This is a genomic window from Segatella copri (assembly GCF_019249795.2).
Lineage (GTDB): Bacteria > Bacteroidota > Bacteroidia > Bacteroidales > Bacteroidaceae > Prevotella > Prevotella copri_B.
Genome location: NZ_CP156891.1, coordinates 2,190,159 through 2,206,340 on the forward strand (window position 1 = coordinate 2,190,159; position 16,182 = coordinate 2,206,340).

Genomic DNA, 16,182 nt, shown 5'->3' on the forward strand with positions numbered 1-16,182 from the left:
GTGAGGTGTGCTGCCACAGTGGCGTTTTATCTCTTTAATGAAAAAGTTCCAAGTGGGAGAAATGCCACTTGGAACTTGACGTATTATTTTCTTTTTTCCTTGAAGAACTTCTCGAAGAAGTCCATTTGCTTTTGATTTTGAACAGGACCCAAATGCAGTCCTTCCTTCATAATCATCACCGTTGGTTTACCTTCCTGGTAGCTAGTCCAGAAAGGAAGGCTATCCCCATTTGGATTGCCAGTCTTGGTAAAGTTGATCCAGTAGCGTGACATGATTTGTTCCATGTGCTGCTCCGTCTCGGTCATCTTTCCAGAGCCAAACTTATAGCCATAGATGAATGGCATCTCTGCCACATGGCTGGCTCCTCCCTTGCGGCTTTTCACGATGGTGTTCTCAGAGTCTTGGTCAAAGTAATACATATACACCTTGCCCTTGCCGGTCTTGCTCTGCAGGTTAGCCCAGGCATACGTTCCCCATGCAAAGGAGCCATCACGGAAAATGTCGGATTGAGCGAAGTAGGTTTCTTCCTCTGTCTTGGCAGGATAGAGACTGAGAACCTGGTCTGCCCAACTTCCATATATCTCATGGATTCTTTTCTCATAGTCACTTACACTGACAGGGTGGCTAAACATACTTCCTTCGTCGCTGTTGGTTCCTATGATGACATTTACATCATTGTAGCTTCCCTTTTCATAGAGCTTATACTGGTCATCGGTGATGGAGTAGCCGTCAACGTTCGGCCAAAAAGACTCAAAGGCGGTATTCTTCACGATGTCCATAGCCGGAACTTTTCTTAGCTGCTTCAAGTTCTTAGCCTTGAGTCTCTTTTGAAGGAGAAGTCCACCTGCTTCTGCCGCTTTGGAGGTGAGCATGGCTGTGTTACCATTTCTGCTTTCACCCACAGGCCAGAAGGAGCTACCACTTTCGCTGATGGCTCCTCGGAAGAGTCCCTTGGCAAGGGGAGAGGCGCATAGTATACTTACCGAGATACCACCGGCAGATTCTCCAGCAATGGTAATCTTGTCTGGGTCTCCACCGAAGGCAGCGATATTGTCGTGAATCCATTTTAAGGCCATCACTTGATCAAGGATGCCATAGTTACCAGATATGTTCTTGCCTGATTCCTTACTCAGCTCTGGATGTGCCATGAATCCCAAGGCTCCCAAGCGGTATTCTATGCTGCAATAGATGATGCCTTCCTTGACAAAGCTTTCCTGAGTTCCACTGTAGGAGCCAGAAAGAAAGGCTCCTCCATGAATCATCACAAATACAGGGAGTTTGTCATTCTTACTCTTGGCTGGTGTTTCCACACTGAGGTATAGGCAGTCCTCGCTCATGCCCTGCTCTCCACCATTTTGGTTAGGGTCGATGGGCTGTGGTGGACGGTCTCCCCATTTATCTGCTTTGAATACTCCCTTCCAAGGCTTCTTGCTTACTGGGGCTTTCCATCTGAGGTTGCCCACTGGTGCTTCAGCGTATGGGATTCCCTTGTATAGGGCGAATCCTTCATGTTCCACACCTTCAATTTCTCCTTGCTCCACTGTTGTTCTTAGCAGTTGGGCGTTAGCTGCCGATAGGCAAAAGAGTGTCAGGGCGGCTGTCAGTAGATGTCTTTTCAATTTCATTTCTGGTTATTCCATTAATTCCGCAACACTATTATCAATTAAACATTTTAGGCGCCTGAGCAACAAAAAGTTACTCCGGATTTTGCTATATCAGAATTTTCACTTATCTTAGTGTTGCGAAAAGAAAACAAGCAAAACTCTGATATGACATGGCAAAGATACAAATTAAATCTGAGAAACTCACTCCTTTTGGAGGAATATTTTCGGGTCATGGAGCAATTTGACACCATATTGTCTTCTGTAATCGACTCCACCCTCATAATTTCACTACTCATTTGATGAACCATCTCTCGCTTCATCCGACACTTCGCATTTCTCGCCAGTGTTGGAGAGAATAGATGATCGAGCTTTTTCTTATTGTGATTCCTTGGAGAATGTTAGTTTTCCGCCAGTGCTTAAAACTATCGGGAAGGATATTTGTTTGTTCAAGATGCCTATTGAGGGTATCTTGAACAAAAATATCCTTGAAATCATTTTGTTATCTCAATGGAATGTTGTACTTTTGCGCTCATATATGATAGTTGAATATTATAATTTAAAAACAAACTATAAAATTATGAACAGATTAAGGACAATCTATTTATCGCTTCTGTTTATCCTGGCGATGAACATGACGAGTGTGTTAAGTGTGAAGGCGGAGAACTATCCCTATCGCAGTGATTATCTCTGGCTAACCGTGCCTGACCATGCCGACTGGCTCTATAAGACGGGCGAACAGGCTAAGGTGGAAGTAAGTTTCTATAAGTATGGAATTCCCCGTGACGGCGAGGTGAATTATGAAATAGGCGATGACATGCTGAAGGCTGACAAGAAAGGAAGCTTCAAGCTGAAGAATGGGCGCGCCATCGTGAACATGGGAACCCGAAAGACACCGGGCTTCCGCGATTTGAGATTATTCTATAAACTCGATGGTAAGACCTATCAGCATCATATCAAAGTAGGATTCTCGGTAGATAAGATTCAGCCTTATACCCAGGAGCCTAAGGATTTCGATGCTTTCTGGCAGCAGGCAAAGGACGAACTGAAGAACGTGCCGATGAGCTATACCAAGGAACTCGCCAAGGAATATTGTACAGATAAGATAGATTGCTATCTTGTAAAGCTTCAGATAGATAAGAAAGGTCATGCGATGTACGGCTACCTCTTCTATCCCAAGAATGCCAAGCAGGGTAGCCATCCTGTGGTTCTCACACCTCCTGGAGCCGGCATCAAGACCATCAAGGAGCCTATGCGCAATAAATATTACGCCGAGAACGGATTCATCCGCTTCGAGATAGAGATTCATGGTCTCGACCCACGTCTCCCAGCCGAAACATTCCAGGAGATAAGCAAGGGATTCAACGATGCAAACGGTGGTTATCTTGCCAATGGATTGGAAGATAAGAACCGTTATTATATGAGGCATGTTTATCAGGGACTGGTGCGCTGCATAGATTTCCTAACCTCTCTCCCAGAATGGGACGGAAAGAATGTGGCTGTGCAGGGCGGAAGTCAGGGTGGAGCCTTGGCTATTATTGCAGCCGGTTTAGATAAGCGCGTAACCCAGTGTGTTGCCAATCATCCGGCGCTCAGCGATATGGCTGCTTATGCCGAGAAGGGAAGAACGGGCGGTTATCCTCACTTCAATAAATATCATGAGATATTGAAGAACAAGGATTGTCTCAACACGATGGCTTATTATGATGTGGTGAATTTTGCCCGCAAGGTAAAGGCCCCAACTTATCTTACATGGGGATATAACGATAATACCTGTCCGCCAACTACCAGCTATGCTGTTTGGAATACGTTGAAATGTAAGAAGGAAGCTTTGCTCACTCCAATCAATGAGCATTGGACTACACCCGATACAAATTATCAGCAGATGGTTTGGATAAAAGAGCATCTCGTTAAGTAAAACTGATTCCGCCAAAACCACCAGTAAATGGGTGATATAGGCTAGTTTGGGAGCTGTAATTAAAAATTAACCCCTAAAAAACTGCAAAAAAAGTAGCAATATTTGGTAATTTGCCAAAATATTGCTACTTTTGCATTTATAATATTGCAAACTAGTTTGAAAATCATGTCATTAATAGAAATTAAAAAGGTCGAAACAAAGAAGGACTTGAAGACGTTCATCGACTTCCATTACGACCTCTACGAAGGCAACGAATATGATGTGCCTAATCTTTTCAGCGACGACATGAATACTCTGAGCAAGGACAAGAACGCAGCGTTCGAGTTCTGCGAGGCAGAGTATTTTCTTGCCTATAAGGACGGCAAGCTGGCAGGTCGCGTCGCTGCCATTATCAATCATAAGGCAAACAATAAATGGGGCAGGAAGTCGGTCCGTTTCGGCTGGATTGATTTCATTGACGACCGCGAGGTTTCCAAGGCTCTTCTCGATGCTGTAGAGAAATACGGTAAGGAGAAGGGAATGGAAGATATTGTAGGTCCGCTGGGTTTTACCGATATGGATCCAGAAGGCATGCTTACCTGGGGCTTTGACCAGCTAGGCACCATGCCTACCATTTATAATTATTCATATTATCCGGAGCACATCGAGGCTCTGGAGGGCTTTACCGTAGATAATAAGTATGTAGAGTATAAACTGATGGTGCCAGATACCATCCCGGAGAAATATGCCAAGATAGCAGCGATGATAGAGAAAAGATACAATCTCCATGTCCGCAAACTTACCCGTAAGGATATTTATCAGGGCGGATACGGACAGAAGATTTTCGACCTCATCAATGATACATACAAGCATCTCTATGGTTATTCCGAACTTTCACAGAAGCAGATAGACCAGTACATCAAGATGTATCTGTCTTTGCTCGACCTGAACTTTGTAACAGCCATAGAAGACTGGACTACCGAGGATCATAAGATGATAGGTATCGGTATTACGATGCCTTCCCTTTCCAGAGCTCTGCAGAAGTGTCATAGGGGCAGGCTGCTTCCTTTTGGCTGGTGGCATCTGCTGCGCGCCATCAAGTTCCATAAAACCAAGATTGTCGACCTTCTGCTCATCGGTATCCAGCCGGAATACCGTGCTAAGGGTGCCAATGCGCTGCTCTTTGCCGACCTGATTCCTATCTATCAGAAGTATGGAATCGAGTGGGGAGAAACGCAGGTAGAAATGGAAGAAAATGCTGCCGTGCAGGGACAATGGGGCGTCTTGGATCCAATCCTTCACAAGCGCCGCAACTGCTATATTAAGAGTATCAAGTAAATAGCAATTATTGTGTTGGCAATGATCTGATAAACAGAATATTGCAACATCATTTGCTATGTTATAAGAAAATAAATAAGAATAACTAAGGAGGAAATCATGTCTGAAGATAAAAACTTAGGTAACAGCGAATTGAATGCTGCAGATGAGTTTGCCAATGCCCCTCAGGAGCAGCCGCCGGTAGAATATACCGACGATAACATCCGCCACTTGAGCGATATGGAGCATGTACGCACCCGTCCGGGTATGTACATCGGCCGTCTGGGAGATGGAAATCTGCCGGAAGATGGTATTTATGTGCTCTTGAAGGAGGTGGTAGACAACTCTATCGATGAATTCAAGATGGGTGCAGGTGCCCGTCTGGAAATCGATATCGAGGACAATCTGCGTGTCAGCGTGCGCGACTATGGTCGTGGTATTCCTCAGGGCAAGCTCGTTGAGGCTGTAAGTGTGCTGAATACCGGCGGTAAGTACGACAGCAAGGCGTTCAAGAAGAGCGTCGGTCTGAATGGTGTGGGTGTGAAGGCGGTCAATGCCCTCAGTTCCCATTTCGAAGTAAAGTCGTACCGCGATGGAAAGGTGCGCCATCTGAAGTTTGAGAAAGGTATTCTGAAGAGCGATATGACGGAAGATACTGAGGACGAGAACGGTACCTTTATCTTCTTCGAGCCGGATAATACACTCTTCAAGAACTATTCCTTCCACGATGATTTCGTGGAAACGATGCTCCGCAACTATACTTATCTGAACACCGGACTCACCATCATGCACAATGGCCGCCGCATCTTGAGTCGCCATGGTCTGCAGGATTTGCTGAGCGATAATATGACCAACGAAGGTCTCTACGACATCGTCCACATGAAGGGCGAGGACATCGAGATTGCCTTCACCCATACCAACCAGTATGGCGAGGAGTATTATTCCTTCGTCAACGGTCAGCACACCACCCAGGGAGGTACGCATCAGAGTGCCTTCAAGGAGCATATTGCCAAGACTATCAAGGAGTTCTACGGCAAGTATGAGTATGCTGACATCCGAAACGGACTGGTGGCTGCCATTGCCATCAACGTAGAAGAACCGGTTTTCGAGAGTCAGACCAAGATTAAGCTCGGAAGTACTACGATGACGCCGAATGGTGGCGAAACCATCAATAAGTATGTGGGCGATTTCCTGAAGAAGGAAGTAGACAACTATCTCCATATCCACAAGGGTGTAGCTGAGGTTCTGGAGAATAAGATTAAGGAGAGCGAACGCGAGCGCAAGGCGATGGCGGGCGTTACCAAACTCGCCCGTGAGCGTGCCAAGAAGGCGAATCTCCACAATCGCAAGCTCCGCGACTGCCGCATCCATTTCAGCGACGCCAAGAACGAGCGCAAGGAGGAGAGTTCCATCTTCATCACCGAGGGCGATTCTGCCAGCGGAAGCATCACCAAGAGCCGCGATGTGAATACCCAGGCGGTGTTCTCTCTGCGTGGTAAACCGCTCAACAGCTTCGGTCTTACCAAGAAGGTGGTTTATGAGAACGAGGAGTTCAATCTGCTTCAGGCGGCTCTCGATATAGAGGACGGCTTGGATTCATTGCGTTACAACAAGGTAATTGTGGCAACCGATGCGGATGTCGACGGAATGCACATCCGCCTGCTCATCATCACCTTCTTCCTTCAGTTCTTCCCAGATCTCATCAAGAAGGGCCATGTCTACGTGCTTCAGACCCCATTGTTCCGAGTGCGCAACAAGCGAACCAAGATCAAGAACAAGCAGGTGGTGGCTGATGCGGATGCGAAACTGGGAAGCAAGGAGAAAAAGAGCGATTTCATCACGCATTACTGTTACAGCGATGAGGAGCGCCAGCAGGCGATTCGCGATTTGGGCCCTGACCCTGAAATCACCCGATTCAAAGGATTGGGAGAGATTTCGCCTGATGAATTCGCCCATTTCATCGGTCCCGACATGCGGTTGGAGCAGGTTACGCTGCATAAAACCGACCAGGTGCAGAAGCTGCTGGAATATTATATGGGTAAGAACACGATGGAGCGCCAGAACTTCATCATCGAAAATCTGGTAATAGAAGAGGATATTCCGGAGGAAGACTCAGCACCGCTGGATTAAATGAAGTGAAGAGTGAAGAACGAAGAGTGAAGAATTCAAGTGCTTTCGGGGGGGTAACCATTGAAAAAAGCGCTGTTAACTGTTAACCTGTTAACTCTTGAAGGATTTCTCTCTTTCATAACTTTAAGTTTTAAGAAATGAAGAAATATCTATTCATAGCACTGGTAGCATTCCTGGCAGTAACTTCTGCCAGTGCCCAGTTGCGTATCAAGATGGGCAAGAACAGCCCGATAGAGAAGTTGGGAAGGGCTGAAATCGCCATTACCAACCTCTATGTGGATAGTGTGGATGAGAATAAGCTCGTAGAGGACGCCATCCGTGGTATGCTCGAAAAGCTCGACCCTCATTCTTCTTACGCTACAGCCAAGGAAACCAAGGCGATGAACGAGCCGCTGAACGGCAGTTTTGATGGCATTGGCGTGCAGTTTAACATGGTAGATGATACGCTGCTCGTTATCCAGCCGGTTACGAACGGACCTTCTGAGAAGGTGGGAATCATTGCCGGCGACCGCATTGTGGCTGTAAACGATACTGCCATTTCGGGCGTCAAGATGAGCAAGGAGGAAATCATGAAGCGCCTTCGTGGTCCTAAGGGAACAACGGTGAACCTTACCATCGTGCGCCGTGGCATCAAGGATAAACTCATCTTCAAGGTAAAGCGCGATAAAATTCCGGTAACTACGATGGATGCGGCTTATATGATTCGTTCGGGCATCGGATACATCCGATTGGGAAGCTTCGGTCTTACCAGTCATAAAGAGGTAACAATAGCGATGGATTCGCTGAAAAAGAAGGGAATGAAGGATCTTATCTTCGACCTTGAGGATAATGGTGGAGGCTATCTTCAGGCTGCGGCTCAGATTGCCAACGAGTTCCTGCAGAAGGGCGATCTCATCGTTTATACCAGCGGTCGTGCAGCGCCTCGCCAGGAATACAAGGCGCAGGCTAACGGCAGATGGCGCAATGGCAAGGTGGTGGTGCTCACCAATGAGTTTACCGCTTCTGCCGCCGAGATTGTTTCCGGAGCCATCCAGGATCAGGACCGTGGCGTAGTGGTTGGTCGCAGAACCTTCGGCAAGGGATTGGTGCAGCGTCCGCTGACCTTCGATGATGGCAGCGAGATTCGTCTCACCATCGCCCATTACTATACGCCTAGCGGCAGATGCATCCAGAAGCCATATAAGAAAGGTGACAGATTGGATTATGCGATGGATTTGGACAAGCGTTACAAGCATGGCGAGTTCACCAATCAGGACAGCATCCATCTTTCAGACAGTCTGAAGTATTATACCTTGCGCAAGCATCGTGTAGTTTATGGTGGTGGTGGAATCATGCCAGATTATTTCGTTCCGCTGGATACAACCAAGTACACCAAGATGCACCGTCAGTTGGCAGCCAAGAGTATCGTCATCAACCACAGTCTGAAGTTCATCGATGCGCATCGTAAGGAGCTGAAGAGCCAGTATAAGGATTTCGATAAGTTCCTCGCCACCTACGAGGTTCCTTCTTCGCTGATAGATGGCATTATCGCCGAGGGCAAGAAGGAGAAGATAGAGCCAAAGGATGAGGCTGAATTAATTCAGACGAAGAAATACCTCGCCCTGCAGCTGAAAGCCCTTGTTGCAAGAGATATCTGGGATATGAGCCAATACTTCCAGGTCTGGAACGAGACCAACGAGATAGTTCAGCGAGCCGTGCAGCTGCTGACTACGGGGAAGTAACTATAGAAAAAACGGCTGTTAACTGTTAACCTGTTAACCCCGTGAGGTAATGATATAAGAAAAGGTCGTGAGGTTCAATCAGAAATCTCACGACCTTTTTTTATCTTTTTCAGAAGTCATTTACTTCTTCTCATGCAGATGGTCCCATTTCAGATAGATTCCGGCAAGGATGGTGCCGGAAATACTGTGCCAGGCGCAGCTGATGGCGCAAGGCAATACGGCGAGAGGCTGGGTTGCGAAGAAGTTGCCAGCAAGTACCGTAGCAAGACCGGCGTTCTGCATTCCTACCTCAATACTGATGGTACGCTTCTTGGCGGTATTGAATCCGGCACATTTGCCGGCAAGCCAACCGAGAAGATAACCCAGCGTGTTGTGGCAGAAAACCACGGCGAAAGTCCAGAGGAAAAGCGATAAGCCGCGGGCTACGAGGTCATCATGAACCGTAGAAATCACACCGCCTACGATGATTGCCAGACACGTAACGCTGATGCCCGGCATCAGACTCTGGATGGTAGGGAAGCAGTCTTTCTTGCCGTAAATATAGTTGAGGGCGCAGCCGATGGCCACAGGAATAATCGTTACGATGAGGATGTTGATGAACATTCCCACAGCATCTACATGGATAATCTCGCCTGCCGTAATCTTCATCAGCAGCGGAGTCATCACCGGTGCAAGAATGGTAGAGGCGCAGGTCATTCCTACGGAGAAAGCTACGTCGCCATGACACAGATAACTCATGATGTTGCTCGAAACGCCGCCCGGACAGCAACCTACCAGCAGGATTCCGAGTGCCAGGGCTGGGTCAAGATGCCACACATGAACCAGGGTGTAAGCCACACCCGGCATGATGATAAACTGGGCACAGGCTCCGATGAAGACATCCAGCGGGCGCTGAGCCAGAATCTTGAAGTCGTTGGTGGTCAAGGTCAGACCCATAGTGAGCATGATGATGCCGAGAATGACGGTTTGAGTAGTTCCGCGCACCCAGTCGAAGGTATGTGGGAAGAAGAATGTGAACACTGCAACACCTATCACGAAGATAGATGTGTAATTGGCCAGCAGCTTGCTGAGCCCTTGAAATAACTTAAGCATAATTCTATTTCTTTTAAAATCCTGATATTTCTCTCTTATTTATTTCTTTCCTCGCTTTCAATATCGAGTGCAAAAGTACGTCTTTTCTATCGGATAAACAAATTATTCTGCAAGAAAATGATAAATTATAACATTTTTGTAGGGTAACGCTTGCAAATCTGCACGAATCTTTTGGGATTGTGCAAAATCATGGGCAAAATAATTCGGCTTTTCTTCTTTAATTCCGCAACAAATGTGTAACTTTGCACCCATATTATCGATAATAGTCATAGAATGAACGAAGATTTTGATATAAGACAAGAAATAGTTTCGCCTGCCGAAAAGGAATTCGAGAAGGCGCTGCGCCCGCTGAAGTTTTCTGATTTCAGCGGACAGAATGGCGTGGTGGAAAATCTCGAGGTCTTTGTTGAGGCTGCCAAATATCGTGGCGAACCACTCGACCATACGCTCCTCCATGGTCCGCCGGGATTGGGTAAGACCACGCTGAGCAACATCATCGCCAACGAACTGGGCGTAGGATTCAAGATTACATCGGGTCCTGTGCTTGATAAGCCGGGCGATCTGGCGGGAATCCTTACCTCGCTGGAGCCCAACGATGTGCTCTTTATCGATGAAATCCACCGACTTTCGCCTGTGGTAGAGGAGTATCTCTATTCGGCGATGGAGGATTACCGCATCGATATCATGATAGACAAGGGTCCTTCGGCTCGCAGCATCCAGATAGACTTGAATCCGTTTACCCTCGTAGGAGCAACAACGAGAAGCGGTCTGCTTACAGCTCCTCTGCGTGCCCGTTTCGGAATCAATCTGCATCTGGAATATTACGACCCGGCTACGCTTCAGAAGATTATCAAGCGAAGTGCGATGCTCCTGAAGGTGCCGATAGAGGATGAGGCGGCTGTGGAAATCTCCCGCCGTTCGCGCGGAACCCCTCGTATCGCCAATTCCCTGCTGCGAAGAGTGCGTGATTTCGCCCAGGTAAAGGGCAACGGAACCATCACTTACGATATTGCCCAGATGGCGCTCAAGGCGCTCAACATCGATCAGTATGGCTTGGACGAGATTGACAACAAGATTCTCACCACCATCATCGACAAGTTCCGTGGCGGTCCGGTAGGCGTAAGCACCATTGCCACGGCAATAGGCGAGGATGGCGGCACCGTAGAGGAGGTTTACGAGCCGTTCCTCATCATGGAGGGTTTCATCAAGCGCACGCCGCGAGGCAGAATGGCAACGCCGCTTGCCTACGAGCATCTCGGCAGAAATCCGTATACAAGCAATATTATGCAGGGAGACTTGTTTGAGTGAAGAACGAAGAGTGAAGAAAAACATGAAGATAGGAATATTTACGGGTACATTCGACCCATTTACGATAGGACATCAGAACATTGCCGAGCGTGCCTTGCCGATGTTCGACAAGCTCGTGATTGCAGTGGCGGTGAGCAAACTGAAGCACGCCAGCGAGGAAATCTCGAAGCGTGTGGAGGATATCAAGGCTGTTTTCCCGAAGGAATGTTCGGAGTTGGTGGATGCGGAAGATGCATCTAAGGGTTATCGCCTGGAGGTGGTTTCTTACGATGATCTCACCATCGATTTGGCGCATCGTATGGGAGCCAGGTTTCTGGTTCGTGGCGTCCGTTCTGCCAAGGATTTCGAGTACGAAAGAGAGCAGGCTGACATCAATAAGCAGTTGGGCGGCGTAGAAACCATCCTGCTGTTTTCTGACCCAAGATACAGCAGCATCAGCTCAACGCTGGTTAGGGAGCTGAGATTCTTCGGAAGAGAAGTAGATGAATTTTTACCAAAAATAAAATAAAAATAGGAGGAAGAAGCGTATGATAACATACAATGTAGACGGCGTGAAAATGCCAAAGATCAAGAAGCGTGATACGAGTGCCTGGATTCGTAAGGTAGCTGCCTCTCATGGCCGCAAGGTGGGTGAGATTGGCTATATGTTTGTAGATGACGAGAAGATTCTCGAAGTAAACAACGAGTATCTGGGTCATGATTACTATACCGATGTCATCACCTTCGATTACGATGAGGATGATGTGATTAACGGCGACATCGTGATTTCGCTGGATACGGTCCGCACCAATGCCGAGCAGTTTGGCAAGACCTACGATGATGAGCTCCATCGCGTCATCATCCACGGCATCCTGCACCTCTGCGGAATCAACGACAAGGGTCCGGGAGAGCGTGAAATCATGGAGGAGAACGAGAATAAGGCACTCGCCCTGCTCGAAGGTGCTTCGATATTGAAGAAGTAAAGCCCTTCTCTATAATTTGAGGAAGCTAGGTTTCTTCAATTTCAGGTAGAAGTATAGAAAAAACAACTGTTAACTGTTAACCTGTTAACTTTGTTACAGGTTGGCAGTTGACATAATGATAGGAGATAAGATTATGGCAACAGCAATCAAAGCAATACCAACATTGCATGGTAAAGAAGCAAAAGAGTTTTTGCGCCATGCAGAAGAGGCCGAGCGCAATTTTAAGGGATTCAAAAATATCGAAGAACATCCCTTTTGTGTAATGGCTCGCAGCATTTTGGAAAAGGCAGGTATGAGATAAGAAAGGAGGCATTTATGTTTCTGAGTTCACAATGCTTTTTTAGTGAATTGACAGATGACTTATTATCCACCTGTCAACCATTCTCGTGTGGCAATGAAGATCTGGATGATTTCTTCAAGAATGATGCCACACGCTATGCTTATTATTTGATGGGGAAATCATATTGTTTTCGAAAGAATGATGACCCCACCAAAATCGTTTGTGCCTTTACGGTTTCTAATGATAGCATTCGTATTTATGATTTGCCAAGAAGCCGTAAGGATTATATGAAAAGTCTTACGCATCATGAAAAGCCTCTGCGTAGATACCCTGGTATTCTTATCGGTCGTTTGGGCGTAAACAAGGATTTTTGTGGAAAGGGAATAGGCAGTGAAGTCATTGATTTCATCAAGGGTTGGTTTATGTCTCATGACAACAAGTCTGGCTGTCGCTTTGTGATAGTAGATGCAATCAATGCTCCCGAAGTAATCTCTTTCTATCAAAAAAATGGTTTTCAATCTCTGTTTACCTCTGAAGAACAGGAGTTCTTATATACAGGAGGAAAGAAGGGGCAGCAAATCAAAATGGCAACCAGATTGATGTACTTTGACTTGCTATGGATGAGACAATAGTAATTTGATAATTATTTTTGATTATGTTTAGATTTAAAGTTATACTTCTTTTATCATTAATTTTAAGTGTTTGCCCAATTATGAGTCATGCGCAATTAAAAAAGTCTGGTTCAATAGAGAGGGTAAAGGGGTTTACAAATGGTTCCGTCAGTTTGATGAAGTCTACAACAGAGAGAGGGGATGTGTATTCTCTAACGTTACGTAATAATTCAAAATTTCATGATGATGTGAATTTGTTGTTGGGAGATAAGGAAACTGCTGTAAAAAATCTAAAAGACTTTTCTGAAACTTTTAAAACAGCAAAGTCTGGTGAACATTTTGATTTCGAGGTGATGGGACTGACATATACTTTCTTTTATGGTAGCACATTAGGGCAAAAATGTTTTAAGATATGGGCACCTAATAGTGTAAGTTCTGATTATGGTAGGTTGTTTAAGGCAACAATAGATGATATTATCAAATATTTTTTAAACAATGGGGAATAAAGAGTGGATTGCTTTTGCAAATGAGAAAAAATGTAATCACGCAAAGAGCTTGATAAAGAGTGGATTTATTAGTTGGGTAAATACAGCTAATTTTGAAGTAGGAGATATAGTATATTTGTTTATGTCAAATACTAGAAACGTTAGATTTAAAACTCAAGTTGTTGCCGATAATTGTAAGCGTGAGGATTCTGAATATTGGCTTGAGCAAGCTCCTACGGATATTACTTTTAGATTAAAGTTGGTTGCAGAATATTCTGGAGACCAATTGAATGAAAGTGTTTTGATTAAGCATGGTTTTAAGGGTGGTAGATCACTTCAAACTCCAAGCTATAAGAATGAAAATTTGATGGATTATATAAAGTCAATCTTTTAAAAGTAAAAGGGAGAAACTAACAGGTGTCTGTTGGATTCTCCCTTTTTGTTTCTTATTCTATCGCCTTGATTCTCTCGCGGCATTCTTTCAATATCTCTTTCAGTTCCTCCACGGTCGTGGCTCTCAGCATGGCGATTCTCGTCTGGCGAAAATCGGGAATGCCCTTGAAGATAGGGGAGGCGGCAAGGTGGCGACGGGTGTGGAGAATGCCTCTGTACTCGTCGATGCGCTCCACGTTGATGCGGAGCTGCTCTTCCAAGAGGTCGATTTTCTCATCTACGGTTAATGGAGCAGCGCCCGTATTATCCAGATAATCACGAATTTCCTTGAAAATCCAAGGCCTGCCGAAGGTGGCGCGGCCAATCATTACCGCATCTACGCCGTATCTTTCGAAGGCAAGCTTGGCTTCTTCTGGGGTCGTAATGTCGCCGTTGCCGATGATAGGAATATGGATGCGGGGATTGTTCTTCACCTCTCCGATGAGGCTCCAGTCGGCTTCTCCGGTGTACATCTGGCTACGGGTTCTGCCGTGGATGGTGAGCGCCTGGATCCCGCAATCCTGTAGCTGCTCGGCAAGGTCGGTGATGATGAGGTTCTCGCAATCCCATCCCAATCGGGTTTTCACAGTTACGGGCACGTTTACCGCCTTTACCACTTCTCTTGTAATATCCAGCATCAATGGGATATTTCGGAGCATTCCGGCTCCTGCACCCTTTCCGGCAACCTTCTTCACCGGGCAACCGAAGTTAATATCAATCACATCCGGCTTCGCCTGTTCCACGATCTTGGCAGCTTCCACCATGTCCTCTGTGGTTCTGCCGTAAATCTGAATGCCCACAGGGCGCTCTTCATCGCTTATCGTAAGCTTGCTGACGGTGCTCTTGATGCTTCGCACCAAGGCTTCCGCCGATACGAACTCAGTATAAACCATGGCGGCTCCGAATCGCTTGCAGAGCATGCGAAAGCCAATATCTGTTACGTCTTCCATCGGAGCGAGGAAGAGGGGCTGAGGCCCAAATTCTATATTACCTATTTTCATCGTTTTATGAGGAGTTAAAGGAGTTAAGGAGTTAAAGGAGTTAAGACAAATGCTTCGAAAATGATAATCCTTGATATTCCTTCTCCAAAATTTCGGTTGCAAAGTTACACTTTTTTTATGAGAATTTGCCATGATATACAAAAAACATGAGTATCTCATAACTGTTGTCTTAACTCCTTAACTCCCTTTAACTCCTTAACTCCTCCTTTGATTCACTTTAAAAGATGATACATTCCCCCTGCCAGGGTGCGGATGATTCCTTTCATTTCCATCTGGAAGAGGAGGGAGGTGAGGCGGGAGATGTCGATGTTCGACTTCACGCTGATGATGTTGATCTGCAGGTCGTTTGTCTTTGAGAGGATGCTGACGATGAGCTCTTCTTCTGTTGATAACTCGGGGAAGAGGCTGCGCTCGATGCCTTGCTGCTTGGCTCGCATCAGGGTGGCGTCATCCTGCCAGCGCATGTCCTTCACAAAGTCCTCGGCACTGGTGATGAGCGTGGCGCCGTTGTTGCGTATCAGGTTGTTGCAGCCCTCGCTGTAGTAATCACCTATTCTGCCCGGGAAGGCGAAGACGTCTCTGCCGTAGGATTGCGAAATATCGCAGGTGATGAGGCCGCCGCCATGAGCTGCGCTCTCTATCAGGATGCAGGCATCCGACATTCCCGCTACGATGCGGTTGCGGCGCACGAAGTTTATCTTATCAGCGTTTGTACGGGTAAGGAATTCGGTGAGCAGTCCGCCCTGTTCTATCATTCTTGCCGCCGTTTCCCGGTGCTGACGGGGGTAGAGGTCATCCAGACCGTGAGCCAGCACGCCTATGGTTTCGTAGCCGTTGGCGAGTGCCTGGCGGTGCGCCACGATGTCCACTCCGTAGGCAAGTCCGCTCATGATGAGCACGTTGGGTGAGAGCTGCTTCAGGTCGGTGATGAAGCGGTGGATGAGGTCTTCGCCGTAAGGCGTGCAGTGGCGGGTTCCTACGATGTTGATGACGCGCTGCTGGTTGAGGTTGGCGTTGCCTTTATAGAAGAGGATGAGAGGTGCGTCATCGCAGTCTTTGAGGCGTTGCGGATAGCGGTCGTCGTTCATCGGAATGGGTTCTATTCCGTAGCGTATGTCGTACTCCAGTTCTTCCTCAGCGCGTTTTCGGGCTTCTTCGCAGTTCTGGATAGCGCTCACGAGTTTATCCGAGGCATCGGGGAGGATGTCTCTGAGGTTGTTCTTATGCTCCAGGATGAGCGTAGCGGAGCCTACCTTTCTGTATAGCTCCAGCATTCCTGCCAGGCTGAAGTAATTGAGCCTTGTCAGGAGGATGGTGTTCAGTATTTCCTGTTGATCAGCCATAA

Annotated in this window: 15 protein-coding genes and 1 pseudogene; 12 read left to right on the plus strand and 4 right to left on the minus strand. The window is 46.8% G+C overall.

Going from position 1 to position 16,182, the window contains the following annotated elements:
- Positions 1–83 precede the first annotated feature (83 nt).
- On the minus strand, positions 84–1,625 hold the full coding sequence (locus tag KUA48_RS09265) for a carboxylesterase/lipase family protein (protein ID WP_218433542.1): 1,542 nt from the start codon (positions 1,623–1,625) through the stop codon (positions 84–86).
- A gap of 149 nt (positions 1,626–1,774) precedes the next feature.
- On the opposite strand from KUA48_RS09265, the pseudogene KUA48_RS09270 reads away from it, so the two are divergent.
- From KUA48_RS09270 to KUA48_RS09290, 5 genes and pseudogenes are all read left to right on the plus strand, one after another.
- Positions 1,775–1,936: pseudogene (locus tag KUA48_RS09270) on the plus strand (IS1380 family transposase); the annotation flags it as partial.
- A 293-nt stretch (positions 1,937–2,229) separates the two neighbouring features.
- Positions 2,230–3,519, plus strand: a complete 1,290-nt coding sequence (locus tag KUA48_RS09275; RefSeq protein ID WP_153080732.1) for an acetylxylan esterase — start codon at positions 2,230–2,232, stop codon at positions 3,517–3,519.
- 165 nt (positions 3,520–3,684) lie between these two features.
- Positions 3,685–4,836, plus strand: coding sequence for an N-acetyltransferase (locus KUA48_RS09280; RefSeq protein ID WP_153087358.1), 1,152 nt, complete (start codon positions 3,685–3,687; stop codon positions 4,834–4,836).
- A gap of 99 nt (positions 4,837–4,935) precedes the next feature.
- Positions 4,936–6,945, plus strand: coding sequence for a DNA topoisomerase IV subunit B (locus tag KUA48_RS09285; protein WP_371833693.1), 2,010 nt, complete (start codon positions 4,936–4,938; stop codon positions 6,943–6,945).
- 137 nt (positions 6,946–7,082) lie between these two features.
- A complete protein-coding gene (locus KUA48_RS09290) occupies positions 7,083–8,666 on the plus strand; it encodes a S41 family peptidase (RefSeq protein ID WP_218433543.1) in 1,584 nt (527 codons plus the stop codon).
- Positions 8,667–8,786: 120 nt separating this feature from the next.
- On the opposite strand, the gene KUA48_RS09295 is transcribed toward KUA48_RS09290, so the two are convergent.
- Positions 8,787–9,758, minus strand: a complete 972-nt coding sequence (locus KUA48_RS09295; protein WP_218433544.1) for a bile acid:sodium symporter family protein — start codon at positions 9,756–9,758, stop codon at positions 8,787–8,789.
- A gap of 273 nt (positions 9,759–10,031) precedes the next feature.
- On the opposite strand from KUA48_RS09295, the gene ruvB reads away from it, so the two are divergent.
- The 7 genes from ruvB to KUA48_RS09330 all read left to right on the plus strand — a co-directional run bounded on the left by ruvB (position 10,032) and on the right by KUA48_RS09330 (position 13,798).
- Entirely contained in the window at positions 10,032–11,066 is a 1,035-nt protein-coding gene (ruvB, locus tag KUA48_RS09300; RefSeq protein WP_153073143.1) for a Holliday junction branch migration DNA helicase RuvB, read from the plus strand.
- A gap of 22 nt (positions 11,067–11,088) precedes the next feature.
- Positions 11,089–11,574, plus strand: a complete 486-nt coding sequence (gene coaD / locus KUA48_RS09305) for a pantetheine-phosphate adenylyltransferase (protein WP_153073144.1) — start codon at positions 11,089–11,091, stop codon at positions 11,572–11,574.
- Positions 11,575–11,593: 19 nt separating this feature from the next.
- Positions 11,594–12,028: an rRNA maturation RNase YbeY gene (gene ybeY, locus KUA48_RS09310; RefSeq protein ID WP_006848933.1), complete on the plus strand. Its 435-nt coding sequence runs from the start codon at positions 11,594–11,596 to the stop codon at positions 12,026–12,028.
- Positions 12,029–12,161: 133 nt separating this feature from the next.
- The gene (locus KUA48_RS09315; RefSeq protein ID WP_006848934.1) at positions 12,162–12,329 is read left to right on the plus strand and encodes a hypothetical protein; all 168 of its coding nucleotides are present in this window, start codon (positions 12,162–12,164) and stop codon (positions 12,327–12,329) included.
- Positions 12,330–12,343: 14 nt separating this feature from the next.
- On the plus strand, positions 12,344–12,940 hold the full coding sequence (locus tag KUA48_RS09320; protein WP_153094423.1) for an N-acetyltransferase: 597 nt from the start codon (positions 12,344–12,346) through the stop codon (positions 12,938–12,940).
- Positions 12,941–12,963: 23 nt separating this feature from the next.
- Positions 12,964–13,425 (plus strand): hypothetical protein, encoded by a 462-nt coding sequence (locus tag KUA48_RS09325; protein ID WP_153094424.1) that lies wholly within the window; start codon positions 12,964–12,966, stop codon positions 13,423–13,425.
- The gene (locus tag KUA48_RS09330; RefSeq protein WP_022111304.1) at positions 13,415–13,798 is read left to right on the plus strand and encodes a hypothetical protein; all 384 of its coding nucleotides are present in this window, start codon (positions 13,415–13,417) and stop codon (positions 13,796–13,798) included. The genes KUA48_RS09325 and KUA48_RS09330 overlap by 11 nt, the downstream gene beginning before the upstream one ends.
- 52 nt (positions 13,799–13,850) lie before the next feature.
- On the opposite strand, the gene dusB is transcribed toward KUA48_RS09330, so the two are convergent.
- Complete coding sequence (gene dusB, locus KUA48_RS09335) at positions 13,851–14,837, minus strand: tRNA dihydrouridine synthase DusB (protein WP_118152516.1); 987 nt, start codon at positions 14,835–14,837, stop codon at positions 13,851–13,853.
- Positions 14,838–15,049: 212 nt separating this feature from the next.
- Entirely contained in the window at positions 15,050–16,180 is a 1,131-nt protein-coding gene (gene dprA, locus KUA48_RS09340) for a DNA-processing protein DprA (RefSeq protein ID WP_153087367.1), read from the minus strand.
- Between the last annotated feature and the right edge of the window lie 2 nt (positions 16,181–16,182).